The organism is Luteolibacter arcticus (genome assembly GCF_025950235.1).
GTDB classification, from domain to species: Bacteria; Verrucomicrobiota; Verrucomicrobiia; order Verrucomicrobiales; family Akkermansiaceae; genus Haloferula; species Haloferula arctica.
In genome coordinates this window covers 122,895-142,516 of sequence record NZ_JAPDDT010000003.1, presented here as the reverse complement: position 1 = coordinate 142,516, position 19,622 = coordinate 122,895, and the positions used below count along the sequence as shown (strand labels likewise).

Annotated in this window: 17 protein-coding genes; 5 read left to right on the top strand and 12 right to left on the bottom strand. The window is 64.3% G+C overall.

Annotated elements, in window-relative coordinates:
- Positions 1-26 precede the first annotated feature (26 nt).
- Complete coding sequence (locus tag OKA05_RS08875) at positions 27-281, bottom strand: helix-turn-helix transcriptional regulator (RefSeq protein WP_264486775.1); 255 nt, start codon at positions 279-281, stop codon at positions 27-29.
- Between the two features lie 268 nt (positions 282-549).
- Between OKA05_RS08875 and OKA05_RS08870 the strand changes: the two genes are divergently transcribed.
- The gene (locus OKA05_RS08870; RefSeq protein WP_264486774.1) at positions 550-1,230 is read left to right on the top strand and encodes a GYF domain-containing protein; all 681 of its coding nucleotides are present in this window, start codon (positions 550-552) and stop codon (positions 1,228-1,230) included.
- A gap of 76 nt (positions 1,231-1,306) precedes the next feature.
- Here the strand turns inward: OKA05_RS08870 and OKA05_RS08865 are convergent, their stop codons facing one another.
- The 6 genes from OKA05_RS08865 to OKA05_RS08840 all read right to left on the bottom strand — a co-directional run bounded on the left by OKA05_RS08865 (position 1,307) and on the right by OKA05_RS08840 (position 6,934).
- Positions 1,307-1,987, bottom strand: coding sequence for an ATP-binding protein (locus OKA05_RS08865; protein ID WP_264486773.1), 681 nt, complete (start codon positions 1,985-1,987; stop codon positions 1,307-1,309).
- Positions 1,984-2,334, bottom strand: a complete 351-nt coding sequence (locus OKA05_RS08860; RefSeq protein ID WP_264486772.1) for a hypothetical protein — start codon at positions 2,332-2,334, stop codon at positions 1,984-1,986. Before OKA05_RS08860 ends, OKA05_RS08865 begins: the two co-directional genes overlap by 4 nt.
- A gap of 184 nt (positions 2,335-2,518) precedes the next feature.
- A complete protein-coding gene (locus OKA05_RS08855; RefSeq protein WP_264486771.1) occupies positions 2,519-2,746 on the bottom strand; it encodes a hypothetical protein in 228 nt (75 codons plus the stop codon).
- A 110-nt stretch (positions 2,747-2,856) separates the two neighbouring features.
- Positions 2,857-3,981: a WGR domain-containing protein gene (locus tag OKA05_RS08850; RefSeq protein WP_264486770.1), complete on the bottom strand. Its 1,125-nt coding sequence runs from the start codon at positions 3,979-3,981 to the stop codon at positions 2,857-2,859.
- A gap of 92 nt (positions 3,982-4,073) precedes the next feature.
- Positions 4,074-5,468, bottom strand: coding sequence for an IS66 family insertion sequence element accessory protein TnpB (gene tnpB / locus OKA05_RS08845; protein ID WP_264486769.1), 1,395 nt, complete (start codon positions 5,466-5,468; stop codon positions 4,074-4,076).
- Between the two features lie 281 nt (positions 5,469-5,749).
- Entirely contained in the window at positions 5,750-6,934 is a 1,185-nt protein-coding gene (locus OKA05_RS08840; RefSeq protein ID WP_264486768.1) for a XylR family transcriptional regulator, read from the bottom strand.
- A gap of 116 nt (positions 6,935-7,050) precedes the next feature.
- Between OKA05_RS08840 and OKA05_RS08835 the strand changes: the two genes are divergently transcribed.
- The 4 genes from OKA05_RS08835 to OKA05_RS08820 all read left to right on the top strand — a co-directional run bounded on the left by OKA05_RS08835 (position 7,051) and on the right by OKA05_RS08820 (position 14,686).
- The gene (locus OKA05_RS08835; protein ID WP_264486767.1) at positions 7,051-7,857 is read left to right on the top strand and encodes a LamG-like jellyroll fold domain-containing protein; all 807 of its coding nucleotides are present in this window, start codon (positions 7,051-7,053) and stop codon (positions 7,855-7,857) included.
- A gap of 64 nt (positions 7,858-7,921) precedes the next feature.
- The gene (locus OKA05_RS08830) at positions 7,922-8,677 is read left to right on the top strand and encodes a hypothetical protein (RefSeq protein WP_264486766.1); all 756 of its coding nucleotides are present in this window, start codon (positions 7,922-7,924) and stop codon (positions 8,675-8,677) included.
- Between the two features lie 406 nt (positions 8,678-9,083).
- Positions 9,084-13,424, top strand: a complete 4,341-nt coding sequence (locus OKA05_RS08825; protein ID WP_264486765.1) for a LamG-like jellyroll fold domain-containing protein — start codon at positions 9,084-9,086, stop codon at positions 13,422-13,424.
- A gap of 11 nt (positions 13,425-13,435) precedes the next feature.
- On the top strand, positions 13,436-14,686 hold the full coding sequence (locus tag OKA05_RS08820) for an outer membrane protein assembly factor BamB (protein ID WP_264486764.1): 1,251 nt from the start codon (positions 13,436-13,438) through the stop codon (positions 14,684-14,686).
- A gap of 6 nt (positions 14,687-14,692) precedes the next feature.
- On the opposite strand, the gene OKA05_RS08815 is transcribed toward OKA05_RS08820, so the two are convergent.
- The 5 genes from OKA05_RS08815 to OKA05_RS08795 are packed head-to-tail and all read right to left on the bottom strand — an operon-like array spanning position 14,693 to position 19,546.
- Positions 14,693-15,763 (bottom strand): hypothetical protein, encoded by a 1,071-nt coding sequence (locus tag OKA05_RS08815; protein ID WP_264486763.1) that lies wholly within the window; start codon positions 15,761-15,763, stop codon positions 14,693-14,695.
- The gene (locus OKA05_RS08810) at positions 15,705-16,493 is read right to left on the bottom strand and encodes a HesA/MoeB/ThiF family protein (RefSeq protein WP_264486762.1); all 789 of its coding nucleotides are present in this window, start codon (positions 16,491-16,493) and stop codon (positions 15,705-15,707) included. The genes OKA05_RS08815 and OKA05_RS08810 overlap by 59 nt, the downstream gene beginning before the upstream one ends.
- The gene (locus tag OKA05_RS08805; RefSeq protein WP_264486761.1) at positions 16,490-17,125 is read right to left on the bottom strand and encodes an ABC transporter ATP-binding protein; all 636 of its coding nucleotides are present in this window, start codon (positions 17,123-17,125) and stop codon (positions 16,490-16,492) included. Before OKA05_RS08805 ends, OKA05_RS08810 begins: the two co-directional genes overlap by 4 nt.
- Positions 17,126-17,130: 5 nt before the next feature.
- Complete coding sequence (locus OKA05_RS08800; protein WP_264486760.1) at positions 17,131-17,973, bottom strand: ABC transporter permease; 843 nt, start codon at positions 17,971-17,973, stop codon at positions 17,131-17,133.
- A gap of 4 nt (positions 17,974-17,977) precedes the next feature.
- Positions 17,978-19,546: a substrate-binding domain-containing protein gene (locus tag OKA05_RS08795; RefSeq protein ID WP_264486759.1), complete on the bottom strand. Its 1,569-nt coding sequence runs from the start codon at positions 19,544-19,546 to the stop codon at positions 17,978-17,980.
- Positions 19,547-19,622: the final 76 nt, after the last annotated feature.

Sequence of the window (19,622 nt, the reverse complement as noted above, 5' to 3'; positions counted from 1 at the left end):
CCTCGTCGTGCTGCTGCTTGTGGCCCTCAGCCGGCTTCCCGGTCGCTATCCAACTTCGGTGACCGCTGGTCCTTCCTCCAGCGGGGCAGCTTCGCTGGAACCAACGCGTCGAGGTCGCAGCGCAGTGCTTTAGACAGGATCACCATTTCCAAATCCGAGACCCCACGTACGCCGGTCTCGATGTGCGAGATGGTCGAGCGGCTGACGTCGAAGCCGAGTCGGGCGCAACGTCCCGCCAGGTCATCCTGGCCGATCCCTGCCTGTTTGCGGAGCTTCCGCACCTGGGGGCCGATGATGTTGCGTGTCCTTCCTTCCTGCATTGAGCAGCAAGGACGAAAGCAGCTGATAGGCGGGTTTGTGGTATGCTAGCATACGATTTCACTTGTGCCTCCCCAACCTGCTCTTGGATCTTCTCCGTACTCGACACACCAGCATCAAACCCATCGCCAACAACAAGCGCGCCTCGCGGGACTACGCCGAGCACGAGGGCCATTAAGGAGGTTGGCTGGAGGTCGGCGAACTACTCCAACGCCAAACTTTCCCCTCTCAATGAACTGGTACTACTGCAACGACGGATCAAACGTGGTCGGTCCGCTCCCCGGAGAGGCGATTGATGCCCTGCGCCGCTGCGGCACGATCAACGACGATACCCCCTTGGTGGCCGAGGGCTCGACGGACTGGAAGACCTTCGGGGAAACTTTCAAAAGGGAGTCATCCAGCGTTAGGAAGGACGTTCCGGATCTCAGCCGGGCGCGCCCGGACCGAGGGATGGAAACCATCCCGGCTACCTTGGCGAGGGTGGCGGGCAACATTGATCTCGGTGCTTTTCTGAATTGGGCCGGTTCACGCAAGAAGGCATTGGGCATCGCGCTCGTGGGCCTCCTCCTCGCGTCCGCACTCGGGAGCAAGATCCACTCGAAGATCGAGCGGGAGCGCGCCGGGCGAGAGTTCCGCGAGCGGGCAGCCGAGCGCCGCAATGACTCCAACTCGCTCACGTTTACCGCGGACACGTGCAGCCGTTGTTCCGGCACCGGTGTCGTGAAGAATACCTTCGTTCCACCTCGCTCATCCGAGTGGGTGGATCCGGATAGCTGCCGAGGCTGCAACGGCGAAGGCACATTCGTCACGCGGTCTGGTCATTCCGCGGTGTGTCAGGACTGTGGCGGCCGTGGCGTAAACCCAACCAGGAAATGCCACGACTGCGGGGGCACAGGACGGATCGCCCGTTGAGAGTTCATCGAGGTAAAAAAAGCTATTGAGCGACCGCGTCCCGGAGGATCCCTGTTGAAGGGGATCCTCCGGATTTTCACGCGCCCCGCGCCGGGGTGGCGCAGCGTCGCGTCCAGTAGGTCAGCCGGAGCAGGTCCTCCTTGCGGGCGGCGATCAGGGGTTGAAGCCCGACCATGGCTTCAAACAGGTGGCGCTCCGTCGGTGCCTGGGGTCGGCTTCTGGCGGCGCGTGCATAAGCCGCATGGATCTCGGCAGGCGTTAGCTCGTGCGAGGCGCGGGCGAGGATCACGTTGTCGAACCCCGGGTTCCTATGGCCGAGTCGTTTCGCGGCGATGTCCCAAATCTCGGCACGCTCCTTCACGTCGGGAAGGTCGAGGTGCCAGACCGTTTCGATCGCGTCTGCCCGGAGCAGGCCTGCCGGGAGTTCCCACGGTCGTTCGGTCTGGGCGATCACGAAGGGCGGGGTCTCCTCCGGGGTGGCGAGCCGCCGGATCAATGGCAGGTGCTCCCGGCCCAGATCCTCGACGAGGACAATGCTCGTGGGGTCGATGGCTGCAACTGAGGTGAAGGTCGTCAGCGGTCGGCCGATGGCAGAGGCGATGCCCCTGGAAACGCTGTGCTTCCCGGTGCCAGGGAGCCCGGCGAGGACAATGGCGCGCGGTGTGAGGGTGCCGCCTTCCCGAAGAAGAGGTAGGTGTGCCGCGAGCCAGGTCTTGAGCGCGCCGAGACCGGCGAGGTGTTCCAAGGCGTCGTTCATGTTCGTGAAGGGAACGGGGTTGGGGTTTCGGCCATGATCTTCACCGTGGCGTGGCCTCGTGGATCGAGGACGAGGGCACGGTCGGGGTCTTGGCGGATGTCGATGGTCAGGTGGCCGTCGGCGCCTTCGTTCTCGGGCCACTGGGGGAGGTGGACGTCGAGGTAGGCTTCGGCAGCTTTTTCGAGGAGTTCGCCGAGGCGGTGTTCGCCGGCGGGCTTCCACTTTTGGAGCAGGTCGAGGGCGAGGATGAACTCCTCCTTGGAGTCGGTGACGGCGACTAAGGTGACGACGGCGTGCGTGCGATAACCCTCGAACTCGAAGGTGATGCGAGTACATCCGCGGGACACGACCAGGCCATTGGTGGCGAGGTGGAGGAAGTGGCAGGCGATGGGGAGCAGGTCGCCGGGTGTCGGCTGGATTTGCGTTCGGCCTTCTTGAAGAGCCGGAGCAGGCGGGCCGGGTCTTCGGTGGCAAGTTGGACGGGGTTCATGGGGTGGTGGTTTTGGTGGATGATTCGGGGAGCGGGCTGCTTCATGACCGGAGGTAGGCCTTGTCCTTTCGTTGGTGGAGGTCGTGGGCTTCCTCTTCGCTGAGCCCGGTGAACTCGGACGCCTGGAACGAGACCTCGTCGGGGTAGAACGAGAACAGCGTCCGGGTGGAGCCGTTGTCGAAGGTGGCGACGACCTCGGGCATGGGGTCGAACATGCCCACCGGCATGGGCCGGGGCATCGGGGTGATGGTGGCGCTGAGGATTTTCATGGTGGGATGGAGGATGGTAACGGGTGGATGCGGAAAGGCCCCGCCGCAGGGTGAGTGCGGGCGGGGCCTGTTCCGGCTTTGGCGCTATGGCTGTGCGTTGTGGCTGGAGATCAGGAGGCGGGCTCGGGTTTGTATTTGAGCTGCTCCACACCGCACTCGGTGGCAGGGATGTCGTCGCGCTTGCCAAGGTTGACGGGTTGGTAGACCGCGCCGCTTTCCCGGAAGGCGTAGAGGTATTTCGCGTCGATCACGTCGCCCGGTGCCGGGACCTCGTGGTTTGGAGGGATGGTGACGTTGCCGGCGGGAACCGGGGTGTCGCCGCCGGCCGGGTAGAGGCCGAGGGTGACGCTGCGCTGCGGGTTGTGGGCCAGCACGACGAACGAAGCGCTCTCGACGAATTTGAACTTGAGCTGGGGTCCACCGGAGTTCGGGCGGCCCGGGGTGAAGGGCGCGTCGACGTCCTTGAAGACGACGCCTTCGACTCCTTCCAGCTTGAGTTCCCCGTAGGTGCCGACCTTGTCGTCGGGGCTGATCGCAGTGCTGACCCAGCGGAGGGCGGGCTGCCCGGGCGGGATGAGGGAGATCAGGCCGGCGAAGCGGTCGATGTAGCGGTGGGCGCGCAGGTCGTTGCCCTTCACTTCGAGCAGGTCGAAGGCGTGGAGGATGTCGCCCACGGCCTCGCCGTCGATAAGGACGTCGTAGGGCAGTTCGGCTACGGCGTGATGGATCGGGTCGGGCAAGGCGACGAGAAGGCCGCGGCGGTTGATGCCGGTGATGTCGTCGCCCTGCTTGCGGACCAGCATCCGGCGGCCGTCGTGCTTCTGCTGGAGGCAGTGGCGGGTGTCGGTCAGCAGGCGAGCCAGCTCGCTTTCCTCGACCGGGTTGAGGAGCTGGCAACGGATGCCGCTGTCGCGTCCCTCGTCGCCGGTCTGCCGGTAGGGCGTGCCGTCCTCCGCCGGTGTGTAGCCCTTGGCGAGCTTGCCGGTGATCAGCTTGTTGAAGATTCCCGTGGCGGTGGCGAGCGGCACCGGAGCTTCGGTCTTGGCGCCGGTAGTCAGGGTGGTGCCGCGTCGACCGTAGGCGTAGGTGACGATGAAGCCGTCGTCCTTCGGTTCGATGGCGGCTTGGTAGACTTTATCGGAGTTGCCTTCGCGGTAATGGAGCGAGGCGGTGGTGGTGGCCGGCGTGGCGTTGTCCATGCGAGTGCTGGATTGGTTGTTTGTGGTTTGTGGCATTGTCGCCGGAACGGCGAGAAAAAGGGAAAGTATCGGGAACCGCCCCGCCGGTGTGCGGGACGGCCCTTGTTCGATTCGCGGCGTGCCCTGTTTCAGTTGCACGCCTGGACGCGGCGCGAATCGCGTGGTGTGGCGGGAGACGACTTCACCGGGGCTCCGGCTTCACGGGCACGGCCCTTTGACCACTTCCGCAACGCCTCGATTCGCTCCTCCATCAGCTTTGATATCGGAGTGGTGGTAGCGATGGCGGACTGGAGGTCGGCGAAGTCGGGCTCTCGGCTGTCGGCGAAGGCCTCGTGCAGCGCCTCCCGATAAGCTCCTTCGATCTCCGCGCCGGTGAACCCGTCCGTCGCCGCGGCTAGTGCTCCGAGGTCGCACGACTTTGGGTCGCGACGGTGCCGGGCGATGACGATTTCCCAAATGGCGGCGCGCTCTTTATCGTCGGGCAGATCAACGAAGAACATCTCGTCGAATCTTCCTTTCCGCAGGAACTCCGGCGGTAACTGGCTCACGTCGTTGGCCGTAGCGACAACGAACACCGGCTTCTCCTTCTCCTGCATCCAGGACAGGAAGCTGCCGAAGACGCGCGATGAAGTTCCGGCGTCGGAACTTCCACTGCCGGTGCTGCCGCCGAAGCCCTTCTCGACCTCATCGATCCAAAGGACGCATGGGGCGATGGCCTCGGCGGTGCGGATCACCGAGCGGAGGTTAGCCTCACTTTGGCCGACGATGCCGCCGAACACCCGGCCCATGTCGAGGCGCAGCAGCGGAAGCTGCAAGACGCCGGCGGTGGCCTTGGCAGTGAGGCTCTTGCCGGTGCCGGGGATGCCGACGATGAGCAGGCCCTTGGGCACCGGCAGCCCATAGTCGCGGGCGGCAGCACCGAAGGCGGGACGACGCTGGGATAGCCAACGCTTGAGCGCATCGAGTTCGCCGATGTCGTCGAGGTTCGGCTTGGCCTCGATCACCTCCAGGAGCCCGCCTCGCTTCAAGGTGCGGGCCTTCTCCCGGGCTACAAGGATCGGATCGACGCGGCCCCACTCGACCATGGACAGGGCGAACGCATTCTCCGCCTCCACCGTGGTGAGACCGAGGGCGGAGTGGAGGATACTTTCGCGAATGCCGTCGTGGAGAGTCGGCTGGTCGGCGGAGCGGAGGATGCCGTCGAGCACCTCGCCGAGTTTCCCAAGGTCGGGCAGGTCGAGATCGATGATAGCGACTTCGTGTTCGAGTTCTGGCGGCAGCTTCAGGCGACAGCCGGTGGGTACCAGCGCGTGCCCGGCGCCCTTGGCGAGACGAAGGATACCATCAAAATAGAGGATCTTGAGCAGGGTGGGGCGTTTGTTGGTGAAGACGAAGATCGCGCCGCTCTTGGGATCTTCCTTGAGCTTGGTGCCGACGGCATCGTGCAGGCCGGAGAAGCTGCGGCGCATGTCGCAGGGCTCCACCGCTACGAACACCTTGAGGCTGCCGGAAAAGCTCAGCATGGCCGGGACAGTTCGCGGATCGGGGCGGCGGCGAGCGGCACTGCCGCATGGCTGGCGATGTGGAGTTCGGTTCCACCGGCCAAGAGCACCGTCAGGCCGCTGGCGTCTTCGCGCGGGGCCCGTGCATCCACTTCCACCTGCGCCCAGTCCGGCGGTGCGGGCAGGCCCTGCTGAAATGGTTTTCGGCTGAGATGAAAGTCTCGGCGACGCTTGGTTCGGCGGTGCCCTACAACCGGCAGAGCCCCGCCCAAACGAAGCGGTTGTCCTGCTTCGAAGCTCCTTCATCCACTCCGCCACGAACCCGCAGTGCAGCCTTTCACGCGCTTGAAAAAGCGGCACAGCTCGTCGCTGCCGGTGAATCCGCAGTGCTGGGCGATCCGCTCCAAGGTCCAGTTCTGGCGTCGCAGGATCTCCCCGACGAGGTCCGCGCGCTGCCGGTCGACTTCCTGCTTCGGCGAGCGGCCGAGCGTTTCATGAAAGCGCAGACGCAGCGATTCCCGCGACACGCCGACGCGACGGCACAACTCCTGGGCGGTGATCGCCTGTCGGCCGGCCTCCTCGCGGATCACCGCCAGCGCGCGGGTCACGATCGGGTCGAGCAGTTCGACATGGCCGGTGGATTCTCGAACCACCACGCCGCGCGGCGGGATTCTCAGGTGCTCGCGAGGGTCGATCTTCTCACCGCTCATCTGGCGGTAGAGCAACTGCGCGGCGGCGAAGCCGATGGCCTTGCCCGGGAATCGCAGACTGGAGATCGGTGGCGTCGTGGCCAGGCAATGGACGATGTCGTCCGCCACGCCCAGCACCGGAACGTCCTGCGGCACACGCAAACCGATTTCCCTCAAAGCCCGGATCGCCATCACCGCGGCGATGTCGTCCTTGGCAAACAATCCGCAAGGTTGCGGCAACCGCGCGAGCTGGCGCCAGGCCATTTCGAGGTTTTGCTTAGCGCGGATTTTCGGTGGGAAAGTACTGGATGGGATGTCTATGACGTGGAGGGGAAAGCCCGCCTCATCGAGCCGACGGCGGAACCCTTCCATCCGCTCTCGCGAATAGAGCCGGTTGGAATCATGCAGGAACGCGAACTGTCGCAGGCCGAGGTTGAGGAGATGCTCCGCCGCCATCTCGCCGGCGCGGGCGTTGTCGAGGGTCACCCGGGGAAAGCCTGCGAGCCGTGGCGGTTGCTCGGTACTGAGGTTCACCACGGGGATCTTGTGGCGCCGCCATTCCTTCGCCTCTTCGGCCGTATATCGGAAGACCAGCAGGCCGTCGCCCTTCCAGTTCTTGTCGATCTTCACTGGCTTGATGTCGCTACCGCTCGGTTGCTCGAATTCGAGCTCAAGTGGATGTCCGGCCCGCATAAAATCGAGGATGCCGCCGTAAAGCCGGTAGCCGAAGCCCTGCGCCCAGTCGATGAGCCGGATGCCAACGCGTTGAGGAACGGGAAGTATGAATCCTTTCTCCATGGTGGTGAGGCTGGGGCACGACCCGCCCCGGGGTCGAGCCGTGATTGCGAATTTGTCAGGAGAAATTGCCTTCATGCCATGGAGCGCTGGAGTCCGAACTGACAACCTCCCCATAAATGAAACGTGGTTTCTTTCTTCTTCCCCTCGTGGTCGCCCATTCACATGCGGCGACCCTCTCAATCTATCTCCCGCTCGACGGTGACACGGCCGCCGGGGGCGCAACCTTGGTCAGTGGCACAGTGGTGGGCACGAATGCGACGCCCGGCGATAATTTCACGACCGGCAAGTTCGGACAGGCGGCGGACTTCAACAATAACGGGAATTCAGGGGCGACGCCGAGCGACTGGGCGGTTCAGGTGGGGAATCAAGACTCGATTTATACAGGCGATTTCTCGGTTTCGCTGTGGGTGCGCACCATCGCGACCAATGACGCGGCCATCGTGGGCAATAGCAATTGGTCCAGCGGAAACAACACCGGTTGGGTGATCACCACCCTCACCGGGGGCCGCGAGGGCAAGGTCAAGACTTCCACCGGTACGCGCCAGAATGAGGCCCTGAATTTCCACGACGGCGGCTGGCACCTCGTCACGCTGGTCCTCGACAACACCACGGACCTTGCACAGTGGTATCTTGATGGCACCCTGCTGAACGGCACAGGAGATGCGATTGGCAGCGGCACGCTCAGTGCCAGCTTGAACACGATGATCGGCGGCAGTGGCACGGGCAACTACTCGGGCACCGCGGACATTGATGATTTTGCGATCTGGAGCGGAAAGCTGACCGGAGATGAAGTTTCGAAATTGTGGAATGGCAGTGCCGGGAATCTCGCGACGGCGGTGCCCGAAACTTCGTCCGCACTTTTTGGATGCCTTGGTGCGATGTTTCTCTTCCGCCGGTCGCGCCGTAGCACGATCCGCCCATGAAGATTTCACGTAGTTTAACGCCCTGCTCGACGTGCGTGCGGACGGGGATCCATGATTTCGCAAAGTGAAGCCTCGCCCCGCCGCTCTCTCTGTCCTCCTGCTCGGGCTGCTGCTTTTGCCGTCTGGCTCGTCTTCGCAAGAACCTGCCGCGGAGGAGGTCGCCGAGGCCGATACGGTTCGCTTTCTTCCGGTGGGGGAGCAGCCGCCTTTCCGCCAGGAAGTCCGCGACGGGGTGCGGCACGAACTGGAAGCCCCGGTTGGCAGCATCCCCCCACGCGAAATAACGGTGGCGTCCGGGACCATGAAACCCAATCCGCTCCGGCTCTCGCTCGGCCGTCCCAGCGCGGCGGCCAGCGTGCCGCGAGGCGAGGGTGCGATCCGGTTGCTAGATGAGTCAGGCGCTCCGTGGACCACGGTGAAGCGAACTGGCGAGGGGGACCTGTTCGTGCTGCTGTCCCGTGCCCCGGGGGCACCGACCTGGAAGGAACCGCGTGCGCTCCTCATCCCGTCGGACACGGTGCACTTTCCCACGGGAAAACTCTGTCTGGTGAATTTTTCCATGGTCACCGTGGCGGTGATTTTTGGCACTGAAAAGATTGCATTGCCCGCGGGCAAGACGGTCCTCCGCGACCTGCCTGCCGGGAGCGAAACCGTGTTCCAGCTCGCTAACGGAAACGGCAAGGAAGGTCTGAAGCGCTTCCACGCCGGCACGCTTCAGCAGGCGGCCGGCGAGCGCACGCTGGCCGTCATTCACGCCGCGGACGGGAAGGCGCCGCGACAAGCGCTGCGGGTGCTGGTACATCGCGAACCGGCACTCTGAATCCCGCGATCATTCGAGGCTTTCGGCGGCGCGGTGGGCCATGGCTAGGATGGTGACATCTTCAAGGCTGCGCATCAGACCCGGGCCAGCACCTTCGTCGGGATCGACGGCATCGCCGCGCGATTGGTGAAGGTGTCCCCTCGGGGGGGGGGAAAGGAGTCAATCCACTTGTCCATCGCCAGGGAGAAAAAAGTTTCGTGCCCGGTTTCGGCCAGATCGTTGAAGGAACCCTTGCCACTGAGCGTGCCTCCATCAAAGAGATCCCGATTCCCGCGTTGGGGAAGCAGCGGCTGGCACGCTGGGTGGGGTGGGTTTTCGTTGGTGGGGGCTTAAGCCAAGCAATAATGCCAACGACTTTAACAGTTTTGCAAGGGACTTTGACATTGTCGTCAAGTAGACTTGGTGAATGTCACATGGTCGCCTCCTCTCTTTCTCGGTCATTCCGAAGGCAATCCTAGCATTGGGGGTGGTCGGCGGTGCGGAGGCACAAACCTTCATTAACCGCCCGACGGCGACGACCAGCGAGTGGCGTTTCGACAGCCGGAATGCTTCGGGCGTCATTTCCAAGGTGTTCGGTCCGGGGACGATGACAGAGATAGGGCTGACCGGACACAAAGGGGTCTTCTCAGTCGCCAACGGCACGGGCACCCCCGAGCTGCCGGGCGCGATTGACGGCAGGCCGGTGCCGGTGATGTACTTCGACGGAGCCACGAAAAGCGGCGAGGGCTGGCGCATGAATGCCGGTACGGGCGTCACCGACCATTACGAATACACGCTGGTCTACGACCTGTTCGTGCCGGCCTCGAACACAGCGGGCAAGCTGGCGCTTTACCAGGGGAATCCCGGCAACAGCAACGACGCGGATTATTTCCTGATGCCCTCGTCCACCGGCATCTTCCGCTCGCCGAACACGCCGAACTCCGGGCAATGGACGAAGGGCCAGTGGCAGCGCGTGGTTGTCGCCGCAGACTACACGCGGAACAGCGACAAGGTTTTCATCAATGGCGATCTCAAGTCGACCCAGCCGCGCGGCGACTGGGCGTATGGAACGCAGGACAACTGGATCCTCTCCGACAATGGCAGCGCAAGCTACGTGGGGGATCATAGCAAGGGCTACGTCGCGGCCTTCGCCTTCGTGCCGCGATTGCTGACGGATACAGAAATCGCCATTCTCGGTGACGTCACGCCGGGCGGGATCTTCGAAGTGAGCGACGGCTTTCCCGCAGGTCTCGCTTCTGCACCGGATACCGGTGCGGGCACCATCACCCTCAACTGGCGGGCCGCGGACAACCGCAGCAATGCCGCGGGCGTGGAGTTGCTTCGGAACGCCACGGTGATCGCGCAACTGCCGCTCGATGCAGCCACCTTCACCGATACGCCTCCCGTGCCGACCACCTCGCCGGTGACCTACTCGTATCGCGTGCGGGCTTACGGCGGCAGCTATACTGGCGGCCACGCGGATACGGAGACGACGGTGAACTGGGCGCTGCCCTCGCTGACGACCGGACTCACGGCCTACTATCCCTTCGAGAACGATTTCAAGAACCTCTCCGGCAATCCCCAAGTGGTGGATGCGGTGCCCTATGGTCCTCCGACCTTCATCGCTGACGGCCGGCGCGGGCGGGCGCTGCGTTTCCACGATACCGCCTCGCCCATCCAAAAACTCACGTCCGATCTCGGAGCGACTGAGCCCTTTGCCGCCAACGCCGACTTCACCGTATCGATCTGGTACCGCCACATGGGCGCCTTCACCAACCGCAGTGCCTACGGCGGCAGCACCGCCGATCCGATGTTAATCGGCAACAAGAACTGGGCCTCCGGGGCCAACCTGGGCTGGGGGCTGGTGTGTGGTTCCGACGGGTCCGTGAAATGGAACTATAAAGGTAGTAGTGGCTCGCGGCTCGACGCCGCCCTCTCCTCGAAGGAGAACGCCGACGGCACCTGGCACCATGTGCTGGTGGTGCATGACCGCGATGGTCGGGCATCGTTCTATGTCGATGGCGCGAAGCTCGCCAGCGAACCGGTGATGGCTGGACAGGGTTCCGTGGAAACTGGTTCCCCCGTCGTGATCGGCGCGGACAGCCAGGGAGCCTACCGTTACAGCGGGGATCTCGACGAGGTCGCGCTGTGGACCCGCTCGCTGACCGCTGAGGAAGCGGCGATGGTGTATCAACGCGGCCGGGAGAACATCAGCGTCACCGGCTCGAACTTCGCCGACGCGGATCTCGACGGACTTCCGGACGGTTGGGAGATTTCGTATTTCGGCAATCTTGACCAGACCGCCGAGAGTGATTTCGACAAGGATGGGATCGCGCACCTGCTGGAGTTCGCGCAAGGGATGAATCCGACGGTGGCGGCCCAGCCGCAGGACTCGCGGGTGGAGATCATACCCGATCCCGTTCACCCCGGCCAGAAGGTGGCGGCATTCCGCTTCAAGCGTCCGCGCGGCACCACCGACCTGCAGTATCTCCCGGAATGCAGCCCGACGCTGAAAGGCGACACCTGGCGAAGCGGCGATGCCGTTCTGCCGCGCGCCGGAATGGCGGTCGCGCTGCCGGATGGCCGCGACGAGCTGACGGTCTATTCGCCGCAGAATGTGGCAACCGCTCCCACCACCTTCTTCCGCCTCCGCGTGAACCGCGTTTATCAGGGCGCGTGGACGCCCACTAGTCTCCCGCAGCTCGACTATACTGCGAACGGACCGGTGATCCGCTGGGTGACCGACACGCCCACCGCCACCATCGTCGATTACGGCACGGGCACCAACATCACCAGGCGCTACGAGGACTTCACACTCACCACCCAGCACGAGGTTGTGCTTTCCGACATCCCCGCAGGCACGGATCTTTCATTCAGCGTGGTGCACCTGCAGAATGGCCTGGAGTCAAGCAGCGAGACCTATACGGGTTCCGGCAAATACGATCTGCGTCCGCCACGGGTACCGGATCAGGGCGGCTTCGCCACGGGTGGCAGTCATGCAGCGGATGCCCAGGCGCTGCTTGCATCCTTCGGCGCATCGGGAAAGGGTTGGTGCCTAGACATCGGCAGCGGGGACGGGAAGTTCGCCTATGAGATCGTTCGTCAATCGGAGCTGATGGTCGTCGGCGTGGAGAGCGATCCGGCGAAGGTCGCCGCGGCGGAACAATTCCTCAGCGAGCGCGGCGTGCTCGGCAGCCGCGTGACGATTGTGCAGGTGCCGGACTACACGCTGGGCTCGATCCCTTTCCGCCCGAATACCTTCAATCTGATCACGGATAGCGGTAGCTTTTCCGGTGGGGGTGTTTCCGATCTCGCGCCGTATTCGGCGCTGATGAAACCCGGCCGCGGCAAGTCCATCGCGGGCCCCGCGGCCGCCCTCGCGGTCACGAGCAAACCGCGCCCCGCCAGCTACGGAAGCTGGACGCACCTCTACGGAAATTCCTCCAACACAACCTACTCGGGCGAGGAACTGGCAAATGTGACCAACCCCGGCGGTGCCTCCTCCACAGGACAAACGGAGGTGCAGTGGATCGGCCGGCCCGGAGGAGAATTCACGATCGACCGTCAACTCCGGCAGTCTAGTCCCTTGGCTGCCAATGGCCGGTTCTACACGCTCGGTGACCAGCGGGTGATCGCCCTCGATTCGCAAAATGGCGCGGTGCTGTGGTCGAAACTGATTCCGAATCTAGCGCGCTTCAATGTCATCCGCGATTGTAGCAATCTGGTGGCCGATGACGAAGGGCTTTTCGCCGCGACCGGCGGGGAATGCTGGCGGATCGATGGGGACAGTGGCACGCACAGCGTGTTGAAAGTCTCGCCAGGTGCGCGCAGCGATCTGACATGGCACTGGGGCCTGCTGTACCGCGAAGGAAGCCACCTCATCGGTTCCGCCGTGAGCAGTACCGCCACCTATAGAAAGTGGTGGGGCCCGCAGTATTGGTATGACAGCCGGTCCGGCAGCGACACTCGCATTGTCTGCGCGGACAATCTTTTCTCTCGCGATCCCGTCACTGGTTCGGAAAACTGGGTTTATGAAGGAGGACTGATTCTCCACCCGACCGTTACGATGGGCAATGGCCGCATCTACTTTCTCGAATCCCGGAATCCCACGGTGCTCGACGGCGCGGATCGAAATCTTCCTATGGCCTCGCTCGCCGCTTCGAATGATCTGTGGATGGTCGCTCTCGATCTTACAACCGGGCAGAAGGTGTGGGAGAAGCAGCCGGTAATCACCGGTGGCACGCCCTGTATCTACGGTTCCTATAGTAGCGGCGTATATCTCGTGACCGCCGCGAACGCCGCCAACAGCCGTTACTACCTCCACGCCTTCGACTCCTCCGACGGCACCGTTAAGTGGGCGGCGAACCACGCCTGGCTGCGCGGCGACCACGCCGGCCACCAGCAGCACCCGGTGGTGCTCGGCGGATCGGTCTACCTGGAGCCGAAGATCTACAATCTCCAGAGTGGGGTGGCCTCCGCGGTGACGATGCCCAGCCGCAACGCCTGCTCCACCTTCATCGCCGTGAAGAACGCGCTGATCTTCCGTGGCGACCAGACGCAGCACTACGGCCTGAGCGGCACCTTCTACGGCGGAAACATTTCCATGTGGAACATCTCGTCGAACACCAAGTCGCTGTGGAACCGCATGCGACCAAGCTGCTGGATCAGCACCATCGCCGCCGATGGCTGCGTGCTGGTGCAGGACGGAGCCGCGGGCTGCAGTTGCGGTCCTTGGCTAGAAGTCACCTGCGCGCTGTCGCCACTCTAATGTTACGAGTCATGAAACTCTCCATCACCCTGCTCCTTAGTTTCTCTACCCTCGCCACCGCGGCCGACTGGCCGTGCCACATGGGCAACAACCAGCGCAACGGCATCACCACCGAGCAGCTCAACGCCGTCGCTTTGACCGAAGCGTGGGTGTGGACTTCGCCCACCCCTCCGCAACCGGCGTGGGCGGGCGAGGCGCGCTATGACGCTTATCAGATGGTGCACAGCAACAAGTCGATGCGCTCGTACGATCTGGCGTTCAACCTTTCCACCGCTGGCGACAAGGTGTTCATCGCCTCGACCGCGGAGAACTGCGCGATCGCGCTGAACATGAACAACGGCTCGATCGCCTGGAAGATCCCGACCCGTTCCGCCGTGCGCATCGCGCCCGCCTTCGATGGCGGCCGCGTGTATTTCGGCTCCGACGACGGCTGGGCCTACTGCGTGAATGCGGCCGATGGCACGCAGGTGTGGAGGGTCAATCCTTCCGGCTCGAACACGCTGGTTCCTTCCGCGTGGAAGATGGTGAACCTGTTCCCGCTGCGCACCGGCGTGCTGGTGGAGAATGGCACCGCCTACTTCGGCGCGGGGCTGGTGCCCTGGAAGGCGCATTATCTGATGGCGGTGAACGCCATCACCGGCGCACATGCCTGGAAGCAGACATTCAACACGGGCGCGGGCGCTAATGACGGCCACACCTTCGAGGGGCCGATGCTCAGCGATGGCTCGACCTTCCTTTATCAGCCGCAAGGACGCCTTTCGCCGGTCCAGTTCAACATCGCCACCGGCACCCGCGCCGGGCGACTCCCCGGCGGCGGCGGCTCGTGGGCCTTGGTGACGCCGGACGGCTCGACGATCCACGGCCCGGGCTTCGGTAGCCAGAGCGGCATCACTAGCAACCGTTTGACGCACTTCAAGGAGAACAACGCTACCAACCGCGCGGCGATCCGCGAGTTCCCCGCCGCCACCGCGGTGATCGCGACCGCGACGAACACCTATCTGATCCTCGACCGGAAGATCCAGATGCTGCCGCGGGCCGGCGGCACGGCGCTGTGGACGGCGGACCTTCCCGGTGCCTCATGCTTGATTTTCGGCGGCACCACGCTCTACGCGGGTGGCGAGGGCTTCGTCCGCGCCTTTGACGCGGTGAACGGCAACCTGCTCTGGTCGGCCGAGGTCAACGGCACGGTGCACAACCTCGCCCTCGCCAACGGCTCGCTCTACGCGAGCACGTCGAGCGGCAAGGTGTATGCGTATCGTTGATGTTGGTCAGGACCGCAGACGCTTTCCAAGCCATAGGCCAAGCGGCAGGAACAGCGCGAGTCCCAGGGCGACCCACAGCAGGATCTTCGGTGCGGGCTTGGTCGGGACGACGACCGCCTGGGGAGCGCCGTATTGCACGGTCTCCGGGCCGGGAATGCCGAGCGGCCGGTCGATCGAGGCGAGGTGCGGCTCGATGTGGGCATCCCAGTTGATGCGGAAAGGGAGGTCGATGCCCGGGTTCTGCTGCTTCACCATGCAGGCGCATGCGCCGCAGAGATAGGCGCACGCTTCATAGACGCGGTCCTCGTCGATCATGGAAGCCGGTGCGGGCGAAAGGATGCGACCGCGGCCGAAGATCGGTGCAATCAACGGCTCTCCCGGCCCGCCCTCCGGGGGCGAGAGATTCGCCACCATTTCTCGGAACAGGTCCTCCTCCGCATCATCGGCGCGCACGAGCACGATGGAGAAAGCGATCCGCAGCGGCAGCTTGGTGCGCAGGACGTCATCCATCGTCGCCTGTGGATTCTCGGCGAGACGTTGCGCGGCCTCTTCCGGACGAATCACGCCAGACGGCAGGTTGAGTTGCTGCATCGCCCGGTTCATGCCGCGGCTCACCGTTTGCACCGCCTTGTCGTCGGCGTCCTTGTCGCCTCGCGAAACGACGACCCACACCGCGGAGGTTCCTTCCAGAAGCTGTTTCCCGATGGCGGCGCGCGCGGGCGATCCGCTCAGGCGGCGTGCATTCGCCTCGTTGAGACTCCCCTCCCAAAGCGGCCTCACATTGGGAGCGCCTGGAGGAGCACCGGCCGGCAAAAGGCGGATCGAGCCGCGGCTGTCGATCGGGCCATCCGGATCGAGGAACTTCACCATCAGGTTCGATGGTTCTTCGCCCTCGACCTTGTTCTGCAGCCATTTCAAGGCGGCCTCGCCCTCCGGCCCGACCGAGCTGTCCGCGGTGACTTCCACCTGTAGCGGATCGGACGGCCAGCGCTCCAGCGCGAAACGGAACACAGGCACCTCACAGGCGGCGGCAAGGCCGAGCGAGGCTAACAACGTGAGGAGTAGTGGCTTTTTCATCTTGAGGGTTAGGCAGGCGGACTTCACGCACGCGGCCCTGTCGGAAATCGAAGGAAAGCATTCGGCCGTAGAGTGGATCGCCGATGCCGGTGAGGAGTTTGATGGTTTCCACCGCGGCGAGCGCCCCGATGGTGCCGGAGACCGCACCGAAGACCGGGAAGCGACGAGTCCACCATTCCGGCTTCTCCGGGCACCAGTCGCGGTAGCGCGGGCTGTGCGGCGGATGGCAGACGGTGACGTAGCCTTCCATGTCATACATCGCGGCTTCCACACACGGGATGGCGCGTTGCTCCGCGGCGTCGTGGAGCGCATGCCGTTCCTGGAACAAGGGTGCGGCACTGACCACCACATCCGCCTGAGCCGCCCATTCCTGCGCGAGCTCCGCAGTGGGATGATGCGGCACGGCGATCACCTCGATGCCGGGATTGATCGCCCGCAAGCGTTCCGCCGCACACTCGGCGCGTGAGGTGCCGATCGCGTCGGTCTGCATGAGCACCTGGCGGTTGAGATCATCCACGCGCAGCATGCCTCCATGCACCAGCACCAGCCTGCCGACTCCCGCGGCGGCGAGCTGCTGCGCGACACAGCCGCCGACTCCACCGGTGCGCGAGATCAGCACGGTCGCTGCTTTCAGCTTCCGCTGGCCCTGTTCCTGGACGCCGGGCACGATCATCTGCCAGGCGTAGCGTTCGCGCTCTTGTTCGGTAAGATCGGGCGAAGGCGGGTTCATCGGCGTTGGAACAATTTGACGGCATCGAGACGCACGGTTGCCAGGCGGGTGGCTTCCGCAGCGGAGTGGGTGACATGCAGGAAAGTGGTGCCGGTCCCGCGGTGGAGCGTTTCCAGCAGCGAGCACATCGCATCGCGCGACGTTTCATCGAGGGCGGCGAGCGGTTCATCCAGCAGCATGACGCGCGGGCGGAAGGCGAGCGCCCGGCCAAGGGCGACCCGCTGGCGTTCCCCGCCGCTGAGCCCGCGGATGCCGCGCTCCAGCAGGTGGGCTATGCCCAGCGCATGCGCCAGCTCGGTGATGCGGGCTTTCACATTCGCTTCCTTCTCGCCGCGAATGCGGAGGGCGAAGGCGAGATTCTCCCACACCCCGAGCCCGGCGAACAACGCGCCATCCTGCGGCACGTAGCCGAGCTGGCGCTCCGCAGCGGGCAGGCGCGTGACGTCGCGCCCGCCGATCAGGATGCTGCCCGCACGCGCGGCCACCAGTCCGGCGACGCATTCCAGCACGGAGGTTTTTCCACAACCGGTCGGCCCCATCAGCACGGCATAGGCGCCATCGGGAATCTCGAGGTCCACGCCTTCCAGCCGGAAGCTGCCGCGATCGAGGGTGAGTTGTCGGATGGAGATCATCGGCTTCAGTGAAGGTGGCCATCCCGGGCGTCCAGCCAGCGCAACAGCACCAGCACGGCGGCGGCGGCGAGCAACAACAGCATCGAGACGGCGGCGGCGGTCTCCAGATTTCCAATGCTCAGTTCGAGGAAAACGGTGGTCGGCAGCACTTCGGTTTTCATGCGGGTGGCACCGGCGAATACGAGGATCGGACCGAACTCGCCGAGCCCACGCGCCCACGCGACGGCCGCGGCATGCAGCAGCCCGCGACGGGCAGCCGGGATCACCACGCGGCAGAAGACCTGGCTGTCCGAAGCCCCCAGCGTGCGGGCGACCTGCTCAGGCCGGCGGGGCATTTCATCGAACGTGGCGCGCAGCGAACGGATCGCGAAGGCACAGGCGACGGTGAACTGCGCCAGCACGACGCCCGCGGTGGTGTAGGTGAAGCGCCAGCCGAGCGTGCCCTCGATCCACCGCCCCGGCACGGTCTGGAACAACAGCAGCAGCCCGAGACCCAGCACCAGCGGCGGCATGACGATTGGCAGGTCCAACAGGATCTCGAGCACCGTCTTTCCGCGGAAACGGCAACGCGAAAGCACGTAGGCGGCCGGAACGGCGACCCACAGCGAAAGCAGCGTCGCCAACCCGCAGCTCACCACGCTCATCATGATCGAGTGCCGGATCTCCCGCGAGGCGAGCGCACGCGAGAAGGTTTCCGGCGAAGCCCATGCGCCGGTGGCCAGCAGGATGCCTCCTAACAGAATCGCATAGAACGCCAGCATGCCCGCCGAGGCCGACCAGAAGGTGATCGAAGCGGAGCGAACGCGACGTGGCTCCGTGAAGTCACTCGCTGGGACGGGGTCGGTCATGTTGCTAGTTCTTCTCGAAACCGGGCGCGGTGAAGGATTTCGAGGCGACTGGTTCTTCCAGCTCCAGCGGGCGGAAGCCGGCGGCGATGAAGTCCTCCTTGCCCGCACGCAGGGTTTCCAAGAGACGGTTGGCGAGCTGCTTGTTCTTCGACTTGTCCCCCACCGCGAACGGCTGAACGGCTTTCGCTGCCGGATGGTCGATCGCAATGGCATCGATCGCATGGCCGAGCGTGGCCACATTCGCCCGATAGACCACGGCGGCATCGAGCGACCCGGCGCGGAGCTGGTTGACCAGCAGATCGCCGGTCGGGGCGCGTGCGACCACCCGTCCGGCGACGGCCTTCTTCAACGCCGAGCGATCGAGCAGACGATCGGTGAGGAAACCGAGGGCGGATTGTTCGACATCGCAGACGCCGAGTCGCAGGCCTGGCTTGGAGAGATCGGCCAGCGAGCGGATGCCCGCCGGATTGCCATTCGGCACGGCGATCACCAGATCGGTTTCCGTCAGGCGGACGGCTTCCGGGAAGAGGTCGGCCACCGGCGGGACGAAGCAGACATCGCATGCGTAGTAGGCATCGGGGGCAGTGCCGCCCGGTTGGTTGGCGAGCGCCTGCATCGAGGCACACAGCACGCCGCAGCCATTGAAAACGGTGCGGACTTGTGCGCCCTCTCGGTCACAAAACGAGTTCAGAATCCGCTCGACCGCCGGGCGGTTCACCGAGCCCGCGTAGATCGTCATTTCCGGGGACTCCTGCCAGGCATCGCCCCCGGTCGCCGCGAAATGATGCCGGCGGAAAACCGGCGCGCCGTGTTCGGGCGAGGCGATCCAGCGGGCGAAGTGAAGGGTGCTTTTCGGCGAAGAGGATGACGCAAGCACCACGGCCGGGACGCTCACCGGACGGGTCCCGAGTTCCGGGCAGGGCAGGACTTCGAGGCCCTCCATGCTCGCCACGGTCTGATCCCAGAGGAAGGTCGCGTCCAGCGCACCGGCCTTCAGGTCGATGGCGAGTTCGGAGACGGTGTTCTTGGTGACGTCGGATGCTTTTAGAAGGCCTTCCCATTCGTTGCGCTGCTTCGCCACGAATTGGACGAGGCTGCCGATCGCGGCGGTTTCCCGGTGGCACAGGCCGAGGTTGAGTTCGCTGCGCTGGAGCAGATCCTGCCAACCGCGGATGTGCTTGGGATTCCCTTTCGCCACGGCCAGCACCGGCTTCATGGACGCCAGCTCGATCACTTCCATGCCGAGTTTCTTGTCGCGGGCCTTCGTCGCATACGCGAGTTCCGCGGGGATGTAGAGATCGCCCTGGTTCGTGCTCTCGATGGTTGCCAGCAGTGAGCCGCTGCCGCCGTATTGGAGATTCACTTTCGTGCCATAGGCGCGCTCGTATTGCAGCGCCAGTTCCTCCAGCGGAGCCTTCATGCCTGCCGCGCAGAAGACTTGCAGCTCCTTGCCCGCAGACGTGCCCGTGCCGTTGGAGTGACCGCCGCGGCTGAGCCAGACGAGCCCGCTGGCCAGCACTCCGGCGATCAGCACGGAGCTGACGATCCATTTCACCATCGGGTTCTTCGACATAGGGATAAGAGAATGATGGCAGGTGAGCGGAAGCGGCGAAATTGGTTTATTGCAAAAACTATTGGTGGAACACCCA